18 protein-coding genes are annotated in these 17,164 nt (G+C 39.0%); 8 read left to right on the top strand and 10 right to left on the bottom strand.

The features are described from left to right. Positions 1–258 precede the first annotated feature (258 nt). Complete coding sequence (locus JK139_RS14540; RefSeq protein WP_218331912.1) at positions 259–444, bottom strand: hypothetical protein; 186 nt, start codon at positions 442–444, stop codon at positions 259–261. Positions 445–747: 303 nt separating this feature from the next. On the opposite strand from JK139_RS14540, the gene JK139_RS14535 reads away from it, so the two are divergent. The 3 genes from JK139_RS14535 (at position 748) to JK139_RS14525 (ending at position 3,443) form a co-directional block, all read left to right on the top strand. Beyond that, positions 748–1,434 carry a response regulator gene (locus tag JK139_RS14535; RefSeq protein ID WP_218331910.1) on the top strand — a complete coding sequence of 229 codons (687 nt, stop codon included), beginning with the start codon at positions 748–750 and terminating at the stop codon, positions 1,432–1,434. A gap of 186 nt (positions 1,435–1,620) precedes the next feature. Further along, positions 1,621–2,274 (top strand): uracil phosphoribosyltransferase, encoded by a 654-nt coding sequence (gene upp / locus JK139_RS14530; protein ID WP_218331908.1) that lies wholly within the window; start codon positions 1,621–1,623, stop codon positions 2,272–2,274. A 164-nt stretch (positions 2,275–2,438) separates the two neighbouring features. Next, positions 2,439–3,443, top strand: coding sequence for a PorP/SprF family type IX secretion system membrane protein (locus JK139_RS14525; protein WP_218331906.1), 1,005 nt, complete (start codon positions 2,439–2,441; stop codon positions 3,441–3,443). Positions 3,444–3,500: 57 nt separating this feature from the next. Here JK139_RS14525 and JK139_RS14520 read toward each other — a convergent pair whose 3' ends face one another. Continuing rightward, a complete protein-coding gene (locus JK139_RS14520) occupies positions 3,501–3,986 on the bottom strand; it encodes a nuclear transport factor 2 family protein (protein ID WP_218331904.1) in 486 nt (161 codons plus the stop codon). 98 nt (positions 3,987–4,084) lie between these two features. Further along, positions 4,085–4,690 carry a DNA-3-methyladenine glycosylase gene (locus JK139_RS14515; protein WP_218331902.1) on the bottom strand — a complete coding sequence of 202 codons (606 nt, stop codon included), beginning with the start codon at positions 4,688–4,690 and terminating at the stop codon, positions 4,085–4,087. A gap of 138 nt (positions 4,691–4,828) precedes the next feature. Here JK139_RS14515 and JK139_RS14510 point away from each other — a divergent pair, with 138 nt between their 5' ends. Together JK139_RS14510 and JK139_RS14505 are read left to right on the top strand one after the other, a co-directional pair. Next, complete coding sequence (locus JK139_RS14510) at positions 4,829–5,647, top strand: EI24 domain-containing protein (RefSeq protein ID WP_218331900.1); 819 nt, start codon at positions 4,829–4,831, stop codon at positions 5,645–5,647. A 23-nt stretch (positions 5,648–5,670) separates the two neighbouring features. Further along, the gene (locus JK139_RS14505) at positions 5,671–6,375 is read left to right on the top strand and encodes an SAM-dependent methyltransferase (protein ID WP_218331898.1); all 705 of its coding nucleotides are present in this window, start codon (positions 5,671–5,673) and stop codon (positions 6,373–6,375) included. A 12-nt stretch (positions 6,376–6,387) separates the two neighbouring features. Here JK139_RS14505 and JK139_RS14500 read toward each other — a convergent pair whose 3' ends face one another. The 4 genes from JK139_RS14500 to JK139_RS14485 all read right to left on the bottom strand — a co-directional run bounded on the left by JK139_RS14500 (position 6,388) and on the right by JK139_RS14485 (position 11,393). Beyond that, the gene (locus tag JK139_RS14500) at positions 6,388–7,164 is read right to left on the bottom strand and encodes a DUF4249 domain-containing protein (RefSeq protein ID WP_218331896.1); all 777 of its coding nucleotides are present in this window, start codon (positions 7,162–7,164) and stop codon (positions 6,388–6,390) included. Between the two features lie 4 nt (positions 7,165–7,168). Beyond that, positions 7,169–9,511, bottom strand: a complete 2,343-nt coding sequence (locus JK139_RS14495) for a TonB-dependent receptor (protein WP_218331894.1) — start codon at positions 9,509–9,511, stop codon at positions 7,169–7,171. Between the two features lie 117 nt (positions 9,512–9,628). Beyond that, positions 9,629–10,021 carry a hypothetical protein gene (locus JK139_RS14490; protein ID WP_218331892.1) on the bottom strand — a complete coding sequence of 131 codons (393 nt, stop codon included), beginning with the start codon at positions 10,019–10,021 and terminating at the stop codon, positions 9,629–9,631. Position 10,022: 1 nt separating this feature from the next. Then, a complete protein-coding gene (locus JK139_RS14485; RefSeq protein WP_218331883.1) occupies positions 10,023–11,393 on the bottom strand; it encodes a M20/M25/M40 family metallo-hydrolase in 1,371 nt (456 codons plus the stop codon). A gap of 367 nt (positions 11,394–11,760) precedes the next feature. Between JK139_RS14485 and bshA the strand changes: the two genes are divergently transcribed. Further along, on the top strand, positions 11,761–12,927 hold the full coding sequence (gene bshA / locus JK139_RS14480) for an N-acetyl-alpha-D-glucosaminyl L-malate synthase BshA (protein WP_074420247.1): 1,167 nt from the start codon (positions 11,761–11,763) through the stop codon (positions 12,925–12,927). Between the two features lie 113 nt (positions 12,928–13,040). Here the strand turns inward: bshA and JK139_RS14475 are convergent, their stop codons facing one another. Next, positions 13,041–14,231: an aspartate aminotransferase family protein gene (locus tag JK139_RS14475; RefSeq protein ID WP_218331881.1), complete on the bottom strand. Its 1,191-nt coding sequence runs from the start codon at positions 14,229–14,231 to the stop codon at positions 13,041–13,043. 91 nt (positions 14,232–14,322) lie between these two features. Here JK139_RS14475 and JK139_RS14470 point away from each other — a divergent pair, with 91 nt between their 5' ends. Both JK139_RS14470 and JK139_RS14465 read left to right on the top strand, forming a co-directional pair. Then, positions 14,323–14,859: a gamma carbonic anhydrase family protein gene (locus JK139_RS14470; protein ID WP_218331879.1), complete on the top strand. Its 537-nt coding sequence runs from the start codon at positions 14,323–14,325 to the stop codon at positions 14,857–14,859. A 30-nt stretch (positions 14,860–14,889) separates the two neighbouring features. Further along, on the top strand, positions 14,890–15,099 hold the full coding sequence (locus tag JK139_RS14465) for a hypothetical protein (protein WP_218331877.1): 210 nt from the start codon (positions 14,890–14,892) through the stop codon (positions 15,097–15,099). A 2-nt stretch (positions 15,100–15,101) separates the two neighbouring features. On the opposite strand, the gene rsgA is transcribed toward JK139_RS14465, so the two are convergent. Both rsgA and JK139_RS14455 read right to left on the bottom strand, forming a co-directional pair. Next, complete coding sequence (gene rsgA, locus JK139_RS14460; protein ID WP_218331876.1) at positions 15,102–16,031, bottom strand: ribosome small subunit-dependent GTPase A; 930 nt, start codon at positions 16,029–16,031, stop codon at positions 15,102–15,104. Positions 16,032–16,301: 270 nt separating this feature from the next. Beyond that, positions 16,302–17,000 carry a response regulator transcription factor gene (locus JK139_RS14455; RefSeq protein WP_074417459.1) on the bottom strand — a complete coding sequence of 233 codons (699 nt, stop codon included), beginning with the start codon at positions 16,998–17,000 and terminating at the stop codon, positions 16,302–16,304. Positions 17,001–17,164 lie beyond the last annotated feature (164 nt).

The raw sequence follows: 17,164 nt of genomic DNA, 5'->3' as shown, positions 1-17,164 counted from the left end.
TGTTAACATCTTTTCCCCTCCAAATTTGTTATCCATATCCAATCCTTCTCAACCTTAAAAAACTACCGAAGTATTGTGTAAAAAATGTTTACTTTTATTATTTTTAAGATTTATTAAAAAAAATACTATTAATAAAAAAACAACAAAACTGCCAAAAATTAAAACTTTATTCTTCTTCATACATTAATTTTTTAAGAAAACAGTCAACAAAAACCCTATTGTTACTAATTCTAGTAACAATAGGGGTATTTTTCACTACTAAAGTTTTATGGTTGCAAGACCACTAACCGATTTAACAGTTACACCACCCAGTGTAACTTTGTAACAAGTTTGTTTAGCAGCGGCACAACTAGCAGACTGTGCTTTAGCAGTATTACTATGTAATACAAGCACCACTGCAACTAGTATTGGCAATGCAACTGATAATAGTTTTAATTTTTGCATTATTAAAATTTTTATATTTTACCCTCCCCTGCCTAACACTCATGGGGTCGGATGTTCAGCGGATTTTTTACTTGCTTATCTGCAACGGTAACCTTCATTATTGCATGGCCATTACAATAAAAAGCCTACCTTTTTTTACCGGTAAAACCTATTATTGGTGTACATCAAATAGTACAGCTCAAATATACTGTAGCGACTTACCAAAAAACAAGCGTATTTCTACGCAATTTTTAAGATACCCGATACAAAATTTGATAATTTGTTACCTTTTAAATAATATTGTAATATTAAATGTAATCCTATATGGTTACCCCTTTTTCAGTGGCTATTGTAGATGATCGTTTGCGTGATTTGGAATTAGTGAAAACCAAATTCCAAAAAATAAAAGAGTGCACCATCCTTTACTCCCACACCAACGCGTACCATTTTTTTGAACATTTAAACAATACCCGTTATTTACCCAATATAGTTGTTACCGACTGCCAAATGCCCGAAATTGATGGTATGGCATTAACCCGTTTAATTAAATTGTTTTTCCCCTCTATACAAGTAATTGTTATTTCCGGCCTTTTGGTTGAATCGGATGTGGCAGAACTGTTAGAAATTGGCGCTAATGCTGTAATTGCCAAGGGCTCTTTACAAATGCTCAACAATCAATGCCTCACTTTAGCTATAGAAGCCATTCAACAAAACAAAGTATTCATTGACCCTATTTGGAATATTCCACTGGTTCGCAAAATGTTGAAACAAATACAAAAGAAAAAAGATGAATTAAAGACCCCCCATTTCACCCGGCACGAATTGAAAATTTTACAACTGTTAGCTACACATCCCGATTACGAAAAAATTGCCGATTTTTTAAACATCTCTAAACGCACTGTTGAAGGCCATGTTCAGAAAATATCGGAAAAAACACCCGATAACAGTAAAAAATCAAAATTAATGACCTATGCCTTAAAAAATTATTTAATACACCTTTTTAGGGGCTAATCCTTCCTGCATTACTCGTTTTCACTTTATTTTTTAACGCCTTTGCTACTATTATTCATCCTTACAAGATGGCATTAGCTAACTTATTTTTCAATAAGCAAAACTGTAAGTAGCAGGTAAATACCTCTATTTCCATTTTTTACCTTTATTTTACAGCGTTTTAGTACCCTAAATGCACTGTTACCTATGATTGTTAATTTAAGTGATACCCATAGTTTGGTCAGCAATTTTACGGCAGAAATCAGGAACATCCACCTTCAAACCGACAGAATGCGCTTTCGCCGCAACTTAGAGCGAATCGGTGAAGTTGCAGCATATGAAATTAGTAAACAATTGCCCTGGCATGAAGTGGAAACACATACTCCATTGGGTATTCACAATAGTAAAGTTTTAATAGAGCAGCCGGTTTTAGCCACCATTTTACGGGCTGGTTTACCCATGCACCAAGGTATGCTGAACTATTTTGACAAAGCCGATAATGCCTTTATTTCAGCCTATCGCAAACACCACCGCGATGGCAGTTTTGAAATTAGTTTAGAATACATGAGTTGCCCGTCATTAAATAATAAAATTGTCATTATCAGCGATCCCATGTTGGCAACCGGGGCCTCATTGGTTAAAACCATTCAGTTCATACAACAGGAATACAAACCCGCCGCCATTCATATTGTGGCTGCTATTGCCTGTACCGTGGGTATTGAATTTGTGCATAGAGAATGTGGTGCCAATATTCAATTGTGGTGCGGAGACATTGATGATGAATTAACCGCCAAAGGTTATATTGTACCCGGACTGGGCGATGCGGGCGATTTGGCCTATGGCAGAAAAGACCAATCTTAATTTTTTAATTTTTTTTGTTAAATACCTCAACAAATCAAAAATATATACAGCATTTCCAGTATTTTGGATATCTGTTTTTGCAAACAAACAATTTAAAATGATGGGCTTTTGCTTTGCACTCACTTTTACAAAGCAGATATTACATGACTAACGTAGGGGTTCTCATGAAAAAAATTGTACTATTTATCTTCCCGCTGTTATTGTCGCACCCACTGCTGGCGCAAGACCCGCATTTCTCACAATTTTTTTCTTCCCCCTTAACCCTTAGCCCTGCATTTACCGGAAAGTTCGATGGCAACTTACGTGTAGCCGGTAATTACCGGAACCAATGGCCTACCATTAACAATGCGTTTACTACCGGTACAGCTTCCGTTGATTTTCATATTATGCAAAATAAAATTGCCAGTAATGACGTGTGGGGGCTGGGTTTTATGGCCTACAATGATAACAGTGCTAATGGTGCTGTTAAATTTAATTATGCCACCGTTTCAACCGCCTATCACAAAGGATTGGATGAAGATGGCAATAACACCATTGGGTTGGGCGTACAATTAACGTATGCCAATATGATGATTAATACCGCAGGACTTACTTTTGAAGACCAGCTCACCAGCAATGGCTTTACCGGTGTTACCAGCGAAGTGTTTAATGGGGCTACCTTAAAATCGAATTACATGGATGTAAATGCCGGTATTTTATACAACGGAAGTACCACCGATAAAAATAATTTTTATTTTGGGATTAGCCTGTATCATATTACCCGGCCACAACAATCCTTCACCGGTGCCAACTATTCACTGAACCCACGTGCCACCATTCATGCAGGCACTTATTTTCCTATTAGTGATAATACAACTTTACACCTAAGTGCTTTACAAAGCTTTCAGGGTGGTGCATCAGAAACTGTTTTGGGTGGTGCTTTTCAATTTACCCCAACCTTAAATTTAGAGCAGGATGTGAGTGTTTATGTAGGCACCTGGCTGCGTTTGAGAGATGCATTTATTCCTTATGTGGGTTTAGAATATGGCAGTTTTAGGATAGGCGCTTCATACGATGTAAATACTTCTTCCTTAAAAACTGCTTCACAAGGTGTAGGTGGTATTGAAGTATCACTTATTTATATTCAAAAGCGCAGCGATGCCAAACCCATTAGCTGCCCTAAATTTTAAAATACCTTATTTTCCAAACTTGCTTCATTATATTCACGGTATTCAAACAACCCTGTCTTAATGCTGATCAAAAAAACCTACCTGCTTCAAAAACGATACCTGATCAAAATAGCTTACCGCAGATGTGATATGATTATCTACAAAAGTAAACCGGGTAATTTCTTTTAATATATACTGCTTCCCAATCATATAAGCAGGGGTACCCGCCTCGCCATGTTGTAATGTTCCCGTTGCCGTATATTCAACCACAGCTTCGTTTTTGGAATAAACCGTATGCGTAATATGATATTGCAAATTAGGGGTAGATACAAAATACCGATGTAAAACACTTTTAGCACCTGCCTGCCCTTTTTCTGTTCCTGACCAATTGGGTGAATACAATTCAGCATTAGTTGCAAACATGGTTGCTGCAGCAACAGAATCATGCTGATTGCATAAAGTAAAATATTGTTGAACTAATTTTTGCAGTGAATGATACACTTGTGTTGGTGCAGCGGGTTGAAATGCCAAAAAAAAAACATAACAGGAGAAAATTGTTTTCATGTAAGTAATTTAATTGTATGAAAATCTATAAGTCAATTATTGAGAAAAAATTATTTACGACAACTCATATCGAATCTTCTCAAGAAACAGCAAAAGAACTATCTATTTTCCCCACTTACATAAGGATTTTCTTTTACCAAGAAACGATAAGGCAAAAAAGCATCTTCACCGGCATAGTCAACGCCTATCCGTTTGGTAATCATACAATCACCTGCCGGTAGGGTGTAACCATCATCAGCAATATACAAATCATTTCGGGTTAATAATTTAGCATTATGTAAGCGGCTAATACCCAATGCTTTGGTTACATTTCCAGGCCCGCGGCCAATAGAAAAATCGGCTTTGGGTTTACCCATCCGTTGTAACATGATAGATATACCCTTAACCGGCTCAACAGCACGTATTAAAACGGCATGTGGGGTATTAGCCGGCCCGGTAACTACATTAAACAGGTGATGAATGCCATAACACAGATACACATAAGCACAACCACCTGCTGCATACATAGTTTGGGTACGTTGGGTGTACCTGCCTCCATAAGCATGCGAAGCTTTATCAGTAGTGCCATTATAGGCTTCTGTTTCAACAATACGACCAATGGTTAATTGTTGCTCAAATTGCGTAACCAATAACTTCCCCAATAATTCTTTAGCAATTTGTAACACATCGTTTCTTTGGTAAAAATCAGGGGATAATTTCTGCATAATAACACCTGGTTCAACACTGCAAATTACAATAAATTGAGAATTACAAATTACTGATTGCTTTACTGAAAACAACGTTTCAAAAATCAATTCACCCTTAAATAAACAGAAACGATTATTTTCGTAACAAAAAACCATTTGCTGAAAGAAATTATTATAGCGGTTCAGGCCTATTTTAAAGCCCACCAATTCATTCAACAACACCGGTTATGGAAATGGATTATTATTCCGGGTATTTTATATGCACTGCTGTTCGCTGCCAGCATGGGTTTTTTCTTACATACTACCAGTGGCGTGATTGAATGGTTAAGTTTAAAGACCGGATTAAAAACCTGGCTAGATAAAATGCAGAGTACCTGGCTGGGATTTTTATTTACTTTATCGAGCCTGGGTTTACTGCTCATCCAAATGCTTTTTTATTTTTCATTCTTCAAATATTTTTACCTGATTGTGGGCTCACCGGTATTTGCTTATTTAAGTGAGAAAACAGAAGCCATCATCAATCACCAGGAATATCCTTTCAGCTTACGCCAATTGGGTACCGATATGTGGCGGGGTATTCGCTTAGCCATTCGCAATGCATTATGGCAAACGGTGTATTTAATTGCCTTGCTGATACTGAGTATTATTCCTTTATTTGGGTTAATTACGCCGATTATTGCGCTTTTTATAGAAGGTTATTACTATGGTTTCTCAATGCTGGATTATAGTATGGGAAGGCATAACAAAACCATGGGCGAAAGTACTTATTATATTGGTACACATAAGGGGTTGGCCATTGGTAACGGACTGATATTTTACATCATGCACCTGTTGCTTTTTGTTGGCTGGGTATTGGCTCCTGCTTATGCAGTAGTGGCAGCAACATTAGCCTTATATCCACTGCATCAAACAGAAGCACCTACTATATATTTTCCGGGCAAACCACCTTCTGAAAAAAATCATTCCACATCATAGCTTTATCAGCAATAATTTTTTACATGAAACCAGGAACAGTTTTTTTAATTCCGGCTCCTTTATATGACGATGCATTGCATGCATTACCCGCCCATATTTTACCGGCTATTCAGCAATGTCATGTCTTTTTTGTAGAAAATGAAAAAACTACCCGCCGTTATTTTAAACAGCTTTGGAAACAAATGGTGATTGACGATTATGCCTGGTTTACCATTCATAAAGCCGAGGAATCAGTAATTACCGAGTTTAAAAAATTATTGTTACAAGGAAAAAATATAGGTATTGTAAGCGAAGCCGGATGCCCTGGCATAGCCGATCCCGGACAAATATTAACAGGCATAGCACAACAAATGCAGGTAACAGTACACCCATTGGTAGGACCAAATGCATTATTGCTGGCTTTAATGGCTAGTGGCATGAACGGACAGCGCTTTGCGTTTGAAGGCTATTTACCCATTGATGCAGTGGAACGCAAAAATAAAATAAAAGCATTAGAGCTGGTATCGCGGCAACATAACAGTACCCAAATATTTATTGAAACTCCGTATCGTAATCAGGCTTTATTGCAGGATTTACTGAATGTTTGTAAAGAAAATACCCTGCTGTGTATTGGTGCAGATATTACAGCCCCCACAGAAGCTATTTTTACCAAAACCATTGGCGAATGGAAGAAAATTACCTTACCCCTGCACAAGCGGCCGGCCATTTTTTTATTGTATGCATCTTAATCTTGCAGCCTGCTACTGCGGTATAATCACCGATTTACGTTGCCGGGTATGGGCACTAAAATAACCCAGCACGCCGCCGCTAATATTACTGGTGGGGTTTGCAGGTGTGGCCGCATTATTTTGTAAATCCTGTAATCCGCGTAAATATTGATAAATGGGTTTATCTATACAACGCATTTCAACAGTAATGGTATCACCGGGATTAATGGTACTATCGGGCTCAATCAACGGACGGGTTGAAATTCCGCCATTGGTTAAATTATCATCCCATACAAAAATGCGTTGATTCTCAGCCCGGTTAATGTATTCAATAAACCAATAATAATTGGCTACATTTTCAGGATCAGAATATTGCGGCTGCACAATCGGAATAATTTTTCCCGCAAAAATAATATTAGATACAAGTAGGGTATCTAAATTAACCTGTAACGGCATGGTGGAGGTTGCCGTATAAGTAGTACCATTTTCAACTACCTGCAAGCGATAAGTAGCGCCCGGTGCGCCTAATAAATTAGCATTAGCATAGATACCCGGACTTGTTTGCACCAATTGATATACGTTACCAATTATGTCAGTAATGGTTACTATCGCATCGGTAACCGGGGGAAATACATTATCGGCACTAAAAGCAACCGATTTGGAAATGAACACCCGTGCAGGTGAAGTATTGGTAATCATTCCTTCAATCACTAATACAGGTGGTGCATTCTTTAAATCTACATTAATGATTTTTTTGCAGGAAAAAAACCACAATGAAAAAAAAAATATCATGAGTGATAATATCCGCATATGCTTAAAATTTAAAGTTCCAGGTTATACTGGGAATAAACCGAAATAAAGAAGTTTGCTGAGCAACCGTTTTATTGGGATTATTGGGATCATCAATAAACGTAATAAAATAGGGATTTTCGCGGCCATACACATTATATACTCCAAAAGTTAAACTGCTTTGGTATTTGCGGTAGGGATTTTTTTTATTTTGTACCGTTGCTGCAATATCTAAACGGTGATAGGCGGGCATACGGTAACCATTGCGCTCGGTATATAAAAAAGTAGTTTGGTTGTTCACCCGGTATTTACCACTGGGAAAAGTAACTGCATTACCGGTATTGTATACCCAATTGGCAGAAAGTGTCCACCGTTGGTTAAGCCGGTATATACCCACCGTGGTAATGGCATGTGTTTGGTCTTGCCGTGCCGGAAAGTATTGGCCATTGTTAATACTTGCAAATTTTCTTTCGGTGCGTGAAAGGGTATAACCGATCCATCCCGTTAATTTACCCATTTTCTTTTTGGCGAAAAACTCAACACCATAGGCCCTTCCTACCCCATATACCAACTCATTCTCTACATTATCATTGGCTTGCAAATCTGCGCCGTTTTTATAATCAATTTGGTTTTGCAACCATTTATAATACGTTTCCACCGAAAACTCATATACCTGATTCTTTGAATTTTTATAATAACCCAGGGCCACCTGATCTGCAATTTCAGGTTTTACATTATTGGTACTGGGTAACCACAAATCGGTGGGCGCACCAACAGTAGAGTTACTGAGCAAATGCAGATTTTGCACATTTCGGTTGTATGAAAATTTTAAAGAAGCATAGGTATTGAGCAAATAACTGGCACTAAACCTAGGTTCTAAATTCCAATAACTGGCAACGGCATGGCCTTTAGGTACATTCAGGGTATCAATGGTATTGCCATTACTGTCGTACTGATAATAATTACCCGGACCTACTGCCGATAAATTAGAGAGGCGTAATCCATACACAATATTCAATTTATCATTAAAACTGAGTTCGTGCGATACATACAATGCACTTTCGTAAGAATACCGGTTTTGAATGGTAGCACTTTTTAAGTTAGAGGTGGCCGTTGCAGTAATGGCACCTGGCGATACGGTATGATGAATAATGTTACCACCAAATTTTATTTTATTATTGTTATTGATGAAATAATCAAAATCCTGCTTCAGATTCAGGTCCTGAATTTTAGAAGTAATTTTAAACTGATCGGTACCCGATTTAATGCGAATAACATAATTATAATTACTAAAAATAAGTGATGTGTTAGAGAATAGTTTATTACTCACAATATGGTTCCAACGCAGGGTGCCGGTGGTATTACCCCAATCGCTGCCAAAGGTTTCGCCAAAGCCCAGTACATCACGACCAAAATAACCCGATAAGTATAAATGGTTTTTTTTGTTGAGTGTATAATTGGCTTTCAGGTTTAAATCATAAAAATATAAGGTATTGGAATTAATGGCCGAATCGGGTGATAGTTTCAAAAATAAATCGGCATAGGTTCGGCGGCCGCTAATAATAAAAGAGCCTTTGTTTTTTACAATGGGCCCTTCCACAGTTAACCGCGATGAGATTAAACCTACGCCACCATCAACGTGGTAGGCTTTGTCGTTACCATCTTTCATTTTAATATCCACCACACTACTCAGCCGGCCGCCATATAGTGCCGGCATTCCCCCTTTGTACACCGCAACATCTTTAATGGCATCTGAATTAAAAGTAGAAAAAAATCCCAATAAGTGCGTGGCATTGTACACAGGCGCTTCATCCAATAAAATTAAGTTCTGATCGGCACCTCCACCCCTTACAAAAAAACCACTGTTGCCATCACCGGCTGATTTAATGCCGGGTAATAATTGTATAGATTTTAAAATATCTTTTTCGCCCAGTAATACCGGCAATTCATTTACCTCACGCAGGTTCAGTTTATCTACCCCCATTAAGGGACTGGCAACATTTTCATTTTTCTTTTTGGTAGAAACCACCACTTCCTGCAGGTTATTGGCAATAGGAATCAAATTAAAATTCTGTTCACGGTTTTGGGTAAAAGCCACAGCTTGGGTAATGGTTTCATATCCCGAATAACGAACGATAACTGTGTAGGTGCCCTGCTTTACGGTAATAGAATAAAAACCATAGGCATTGCTGGTAACCCCTATGCCGGGTAATTCTTTCAATTGAATAACTGCACCAATCAATAACTCGCCGGATGATTGATCGCGTACCACACCATTTAAAGTAAATTTAGATTGTGCTAATATTGCTGTAGCTATGCAAACTGATAACAACAATAACCAGGCCCTCAAAAAGCCGCATTTCCGCATAATACCGTTACTTTTAATAGTTATTGCAACAAATGATTGCCCGATTGGTTTATTGCATGGCAAAGATGCAGGATAAAATAATAGAAAAATAATAGATGCAATTTCTGACAGGCTTTATTAATTCGGCTCAATCGTGCCGGTTCTGCCTACACCGCGTATTTCAATCACACTATCTACAATAAATTTTTGCATGCCGCGCCAGGGTAATGCACCCATATATAGTTTATAATGCAGGTTCATATCACGCCCTGAGTTTTTTTCTAACAGGGCTGCCACTTGCTGATTGGTAACGCTGAAAGAAAACTCGTTGCTTTGTACATTGGCTTTAAATCCGCTTTGTATAATTTCACCTTCATAGGTTTTAAAAATGATGCCTTTGTGCTGAAAAGTGTTGAGTACACCAGCTTTAGTACCGGTGGCAAATACAAAATAAAAATGCCAGTAAAACCAGCCTGCCCCAATTATCACCAAAATAATGATGGCATTACGCAACCATTTTCTTGCTTTCATATTAAAAATATTTGTCTACAAGATATACCAGTCCGGCCATATTAATTGCTCCCAGTAATAATTCTCTTTTATTCACGGCTTCAAATACATCGGCTTTGGTATGGTGAATATCAAAATAGCGCTGATTATCGGGCATTAAACCACAGGCAGGAATTTTAAAATGGCGGGCTAACGGGCCAATATCGGCGCCACCACCGCCGGCTGCAATAACATCAGTACCATAGGGTTGTAATAAAGGAATCCAACTTCTGATCATGGCTAATTTTTCGGGTGAAGTGCTACAACCAAAACCACGTGGCGTAAAGCCACCTTCATCACTTTCCAAAGCAAAAATGGGTTGATCGGTTTGCAGTGCTGCTACTCGGGCATATTCGTTGCCGCCACGCAAACCATTTTCTTCATTGGCAAATAATACAAAATGAATACTATGTTTAGGGCGATAACCTACTGCTTTAAAAGCCCTTGATATTTCTATGGTTTGCACCACACCAGCCCCATCGTCATGCGCCCCCTCCCCTTCATCCCAACTATCTAAATGGCCACCAACGGTAATGTATTGCTGTGGTTGCTCGGTACCTTTTAAAACACCAATTACATTATAGCCAATGGTATCGGGTAAAAAATGGCCATGTGTTTCTAAATGCAACTGAACGGGCATGCGTTGGCACCAGGCAAATAAACTGTCTGCATCCTGCAAACCCAAGGCAGCGGCGGGTATTTTAGGCAAAGAATCGTTATAGGCCATTACCCCGGTATGAGCATTATTATCGGTTGAGCCACTCAACGAACGAATAATAATACCTATGGCGCCATATTTGGCTGCTATAGATGCACCATTACGCCGGTAAACCCCTGATTCGCCATAAGCCCGGCCCGGAATAATATAAGTGGGATTAAACGGATAATTAAAAAATACAATTTTACCCTTTGCTTCTGCTTTTCTCGCTTCTAATTCTGCAAAATCATGCACAGCTAATACCGGTGCCGTTATGCCACCCGGCTTTGCACCCAACGAATTGCCCAAAGCGGTAACCGACAAAGATTTGTTCACCTTACGGCTGCCTATTTGCACTACGGTAGCCACATCTTTTCCGCCACGCACCCAATGTGGCACCATACATTGCTGTATGTACACCGTATCGGCACCCATCTCTTTCATAGCTTGTTGGCCCCACAATACCGCTTTCATGAACTGTGGCGAGCCGGCCAACCGCCCTCCAATTTGTTTGGTGAGCTGGCGAAGCAGATCATATGCCTTTCCATTGATTAAAACATCATCCGATATTTGTTTAATCAGCAAACTATCGCTTAGCTGTTGTGCAAATGCCATACTAGGTACCATCCATATAACCAATAATAATTTTTTCATCATAGCCGTTCAGGGTTTATTGAGTCGAATAAGCATTTTTATAAAAAATCATCAACACGATAAAGATAATGGAATTCGCCTTTCATTTACCCGCCCCGTTGGCATCCATCTTCCACCCATATTCGGGTTTACAGCATTGCGCAACGCTGTTGAGTTGAACTTGTCCCTAACCAATCCCGAAGAAATCCCATAAAAAATACCAGCAGGAAACACACCGGAAGCACCTTTTTCAGTAGCGACTACCCCAACAAAACCTGACAATTTTACAGATGATCAACGTTAATTTAACCTGCCTTTTAAAAAAGTAAATGCTAATAATTGAACTGAAAGGATAAATAGTTGTTACTTAGCACAAATAATCAGTTGAATCATGCGCATTGGTATCGTTTGTTATCCAACATTTGGCGGAAGTGGTGTATTGGCAACAGAATTAGGAAAGGCATTGGCCGATGAAGGCCATCAGGTACACTTTATTACTTACCAGCAACCCGTAAGGTTGAATGAATTTAATACCAATATTTTTTACCATGAAGTGCGGGTACCCACTTACCCTTTATTCGATTATCCGCCTTATGAAGTGGCCTTAGCCAGTACCATGGTGGATATAATTATTAACCACGATTTAGATTTATTGCATGTACACTATGCCATACCCCACGCCTCTGCTGCTTATATGGCCAAGCAGATTGTAAAAAGTAAGAATGGGCGAAATGTTCCGGTAATTACTACCCTCCATGGTACCGATATTACATTGGTAGGCCGGGATAAAACCTATGAACCGGTGGTAACTTTTTCCATTAATGAAAGCGATGCCATTACTGCTGTTTCGCAAAACCTGCGGGAAGAAACCTATAAAAGTTTTGCCATTACCAAAGAAATAGAAGTGATAACCAATTTTGTAGATGTGCATCGGTTCAACAAAAAACCTTTTGATGCTTTTAAAAAAGTGATTGCCCCTGCTGGTGAAAAAATTCTGGTACACGCCTCTAATTTCAGAAAAGTAAAACGGGTGCAGGATGTGATTAAAGTATTTGCCGAAGTGCGAAAATACCTGCCAGCAAAATTGTTAATGGTGGGCGATGGCCCGGAACGGCCGGTGATGGAAGAACTGGTGCGTGCTTTAGGTGTAATGGATGATGTGCGTTTTGTGGGTAAACAAGAGCAGATGGAAGAAATTTTAGCCGTGAGTGATGTATTTTTATTACCCAGTGAATATGAAAGTTTTGGTTTAGCTGCATTAGAAGCCATGGCCGCTAAGGTAGTGGTAATTAGTACTAACGCAGGTGGATTGCCGGAGATTAATATACAGGGGAAAACCGGCTTTATGGCCAATGTGGGCGATGTGGCTGCCATGAGCGAATTTGCCATTACCATTTTAAAAGATGAGCAAAAACTGAATAAAATGAAGCATGCTGCTTATGAGCAGGCCAAACATTTCGATATCGCGAATATTATTCCCCAATATGAAAAATTATATGGTAGGTTTTGCAGAATGAATATTAAAGACGCTGAGAAAAAGCAGACAATGAAGGAATAGAATGTGCAACGGAAGGTGCCATATATTTTTTTAGACACGAATTACACCTATACATACGAATAAGCAATAAAAAACATTCGTGCATTCGTGGCAACAACACTTCGCCAATATTTTTATTCTACCCCCGTATCAATAATACTTTGCAACACAATGCCTGCTATTTTTTTCAATTCATTTTTTTGGATACACAAAGGCGGGGCAATACGCATGGCTTGTGACCTGAATAAAAACCAATCAGTAATTAAGCCGTGTTGAATGCATTGGTGAATTACTTTATAATTGGTTTCAAAACTATCAAATTCTACAGCCATCCATAAACCCGCACTACGAATGGTTTTAATAGCAGGATGTTGAAGGTAATTTTTCAAATACATTTCTTTTTCCTTCACCCATTTAATCCATTGCTGCTCTAACAGCACTTCCAATGCGGCTTTACCCGCAGCACAAGAAACAGGGTGACCGCCAAATGTGGTAATATGGCCCAATACAGGATTGTGTGTTAACAATTCCATATGAGTTTTATCCGCAATAAAGGCGCCTAAAGGCATACCGCCACCCAAAGCTTTGCCCAGCAATAAAATATCGGGTACAATACCGGTTTGTTCAAAAGCCCATAAGCTGCCTGTTCGGCCAAAACCCGATTGTATTTCATCGGCAATCAGCATTACCCCATGGGCAGTGCATTGTGCACGCAAAGCTTGCAGCCAAGCATTATCAGCAGATACAATACCCGCTTCGGCTTGCACCATTTCTACCACTACACAAGCGGTTTGTGCATCAATAGCTGCTATGGCGGCTTCACTTCCATAAGTAAGATGGTATACTTCCGGTAATAAAGGTCGGTATGCATTGCGCCAATATTCGCTACCCATTATACTTAAAGCCCCCTGCGTACTACCATGATAAGCATTGTGAAATGCCAGTATTTTGGTACGCCCGGTAACACGTTTGGCCAATTTCATAGCGCCTTCTGTAGCTTCTGCACCACTATTGGTAAAATACACGCAGTTTAATGTAGTAGGCAAATAATCGGTTAATAATTTGGCATAGGCCACCTGTGGTTGTTGAATAAATTCGCCATACACAATCAGGTGCATGTATTCTGATGCCTGTTGCTGAACGGCACTCACTACTTTGGGATGGCTGTGCCCAATATTGGCCACACTAAACCCGGAAATACCATCTATATATTCCTTTCCATGCACATCAAACATATAAATACCGTGTGCCCGCTGCATTTCTATGGCAATTGGCGCATCAGAGGTTTGTGCAATATGTTTTAAAAAAAGTTGCCTGTAATTCATACTCAACAATACATTAGCTTTGAAAATATAAAACGAAGTTATACATTCGGTGAATGATTGATTGTATAAAAAAGTTATCTAACAAATTTTTATGGCTATTATTCTCCCAGTTGAAAATGTGCATCCGCAATTTGGGCACGATTGTTTTGTGGCACCCAATGCCACGATAGTAGGTAAAGTGGTGATGGGCAACCAATGCAGTGTTTGGTTTAATACGGTAATTCGTGGCGATGTAAACTCCATTACCCTGGGTAACCGGGTAAATGTGCAGGATGGCGCTGTAATACACTGTACGTATCAAAAAAATGCAACGGTTATTGGCAATAATGTATCTATTGGGCATAATGCCATTGTACATGGCTGCACGGTGCACGACAATGTACTGATTGGTATGGGTGCTATTGTAATGGATCGCTGCATTGTACACAGCAATGCGGTAATTGCTGCCGGTGCAGTAGTGTTAGAAGGAACAGTGGTAGAGGCGGGTTGTGTATATGCCGGCGTACCGGCCAAAAAGGTAAAAGAAGTATCGCAGGAATTATTAGAAGGAGAAATTAATCGCATTGCCCATAATTATACTTTTTATGCCGGCTGGTTTCAGGATGCCAATGATTGCCCGAAACAATAATATTCCCTCTAAAACCGTTGAGTAGTGCAAATGATACACGTTAAAAAAACAATATGGATTTGGGGCATTAGCCTCTTCCTGACGTCCTGTGGCCTATTCAGTCATGCCAACCGCAATGGCTGCCCTTCAAACGGAAAAAATGTAGATGCCGGTAAATTAGCCGCCGGCGATCCCAAGGCCATGAAAGAAGCCAGAAAAGCACCGAAGTTTAAAGCCGACAAAAACGTAAGCGGCTATTAGTGTTATGCCCAGGTACTTTCATCAATTGCTTCTAACAGTTTTAAATAACTAAAGTACCGTTCTTCTGCAATTTCGCCGGCATCAACTGCTTGCTTAACAGCGCATCCCGGCTCATACATATGCAAACAATTATTAAACTGGCATTGCGTTATACGTTCCCGCATTTCGGGAAAATAATGCGATAATTCCTGTTTACTTATATCCACCAATGCCAATTCTCTAATGCCGGGTGTATCAATTAGTTTACCACCATCGGGCAAATCGAACATTTCGGCAAAAGTAGTGCTGTGCATACCTTTGCCACTCCATTCACTTACGGCCAATGTTTTAAGCGACAGATCGGGAAAAAGCTGTTGAATAAAAGTAGATTTACCCACCCCACTATGCCCACTAATTAAACTTATTTTTTGCTGCAGCAATGCTTTTAACTCGGCTATATTTTGTTGGGTTACCATACTGCACAACAACACACGGTACCCTATTTGCGTATATAAATCATGCAACTGCTCATATTGCTGCATTTCTTTTTCACGATAAATATCCGCTTTATTAAACACTAAAATGGCCGGAACATGGTACATTTCGCAAGCAACTAAAAACCGATCAATGAATCCTTGTGAGGTGCGCGGTTGTTTTAGGGTAATAAATAAAATGCTTTGATCAATATTAGCGGCAATAATATGGTGATGTTTTCGGTGATGCGGACTTTGACGAATAACATAATTGTGGCGAGGCTCAATGGCTTCAATAACGGCATGTTGCTCAGGGCCGGGCTCAATGCTAATGTTCACCACATCGCCAACTGCAATGGGATTGGTGGAAGTAAATCCCTCAATTTTGAACACCCCTTTTATACGGGCAGCATAAAACCGTCCATCATCTGCTTTTACCTGGTACCAGCTACCGGTTGATTTATATACAGTTGCCTTCATGCAATACAATAAGGCTGTAAGATAAAGAGAACTGAGAAATTTTCTGCGTTGAATGTGTGGAAGCTAAAAGAATTGGTTACAAAGTGATTATTAGATTGGATGTATGGATTAAAGGGAAAAGAGGAGAAGTTTTGAACAAAGAAATGTAATTCAACTATTTTTTCTTTTCCTATTGCAAATAATCAATTATTAAAAAACTGCATGGGTTTGAATATGAAGCAGTTAATTGCTCTTTCAATATTATAATCCCTATTTTAATACAGCATTGAGTTAGTGATGACTGCTAACATATCCCTTATAGATTTTTACCCATCTGTTTTTAATGGCCAATAACACTAAGGCCGATTTAGAACTTGTATCGGTCTTCTTGCGCAAATTATTGGCATAGTATTGAACTGTTTTCACGGAAATATGCATGCATGTCGCTATTTCTTCTTCATTCTCCATTGTTACTAACAATTGTAAATACAGTAGTTCTTTGTTGGTTAATTGTTGCGTAATATTTTTTTCATAGGGCAGTTTGTTAAAATGGTCAACAGCTTTATGAACCTGAGCTATATCAAAAGCAGTTGTATCAATAAAATCCTTTCGATAACTTACTGCATCAATAGCCTGCTCTAAAACAGCATGAGATAACTTTTTTTTACTCAAGAAGCCCTTTACACCAATATCCATTAACTCGGCAATTTCGAATTCAGAAAGCAAATCAGACAAAACTATAATAGGTAATGCGGGGCGAGCATAATGCAAAATGGCGGCAAGCCCCATGCCATCCATTTCGGGCATAAGTAAGTCGGTTATAATTACATCAGGCTCTGTTTTAACCTGCTGTAATTTTTGTAAACAATCAACACCATGATTAGCTGTAAACAGAATATTGAGATAAGGTATAGTATTTACCATGTGTTGAAGTTTTAATAGGTATGCCGGCTTGGCATCTACCAATACCAAATTCAAAGCAGAAGACATAATAAAAACATTTTGTATAAAATTAAATGATACCGGGTACAATTGGATAGGAAGATGCTATTTTTTAAAAAATTGCGTAGAAATACGTAGAGCGTATCTCAAAAGTAGTTTCTTAATAATATAATTGTACAAGCTAATTGTACAAATCCGAGAAAATTAGCATC

This window comes from Hydrotalea lipotrueae, from assembly GCF_019249625.1.
GTDB lineage: Bacteria > Bacteroidota > Bacteroidia > Chitinophagales > Chitinophagaceae > Hydrotalea > Hydrotalea flava.
Note: the sequence above shows the minus strand (reverse complement) of the source record. Positions and strands in the feature narration are given on the sequence as shown.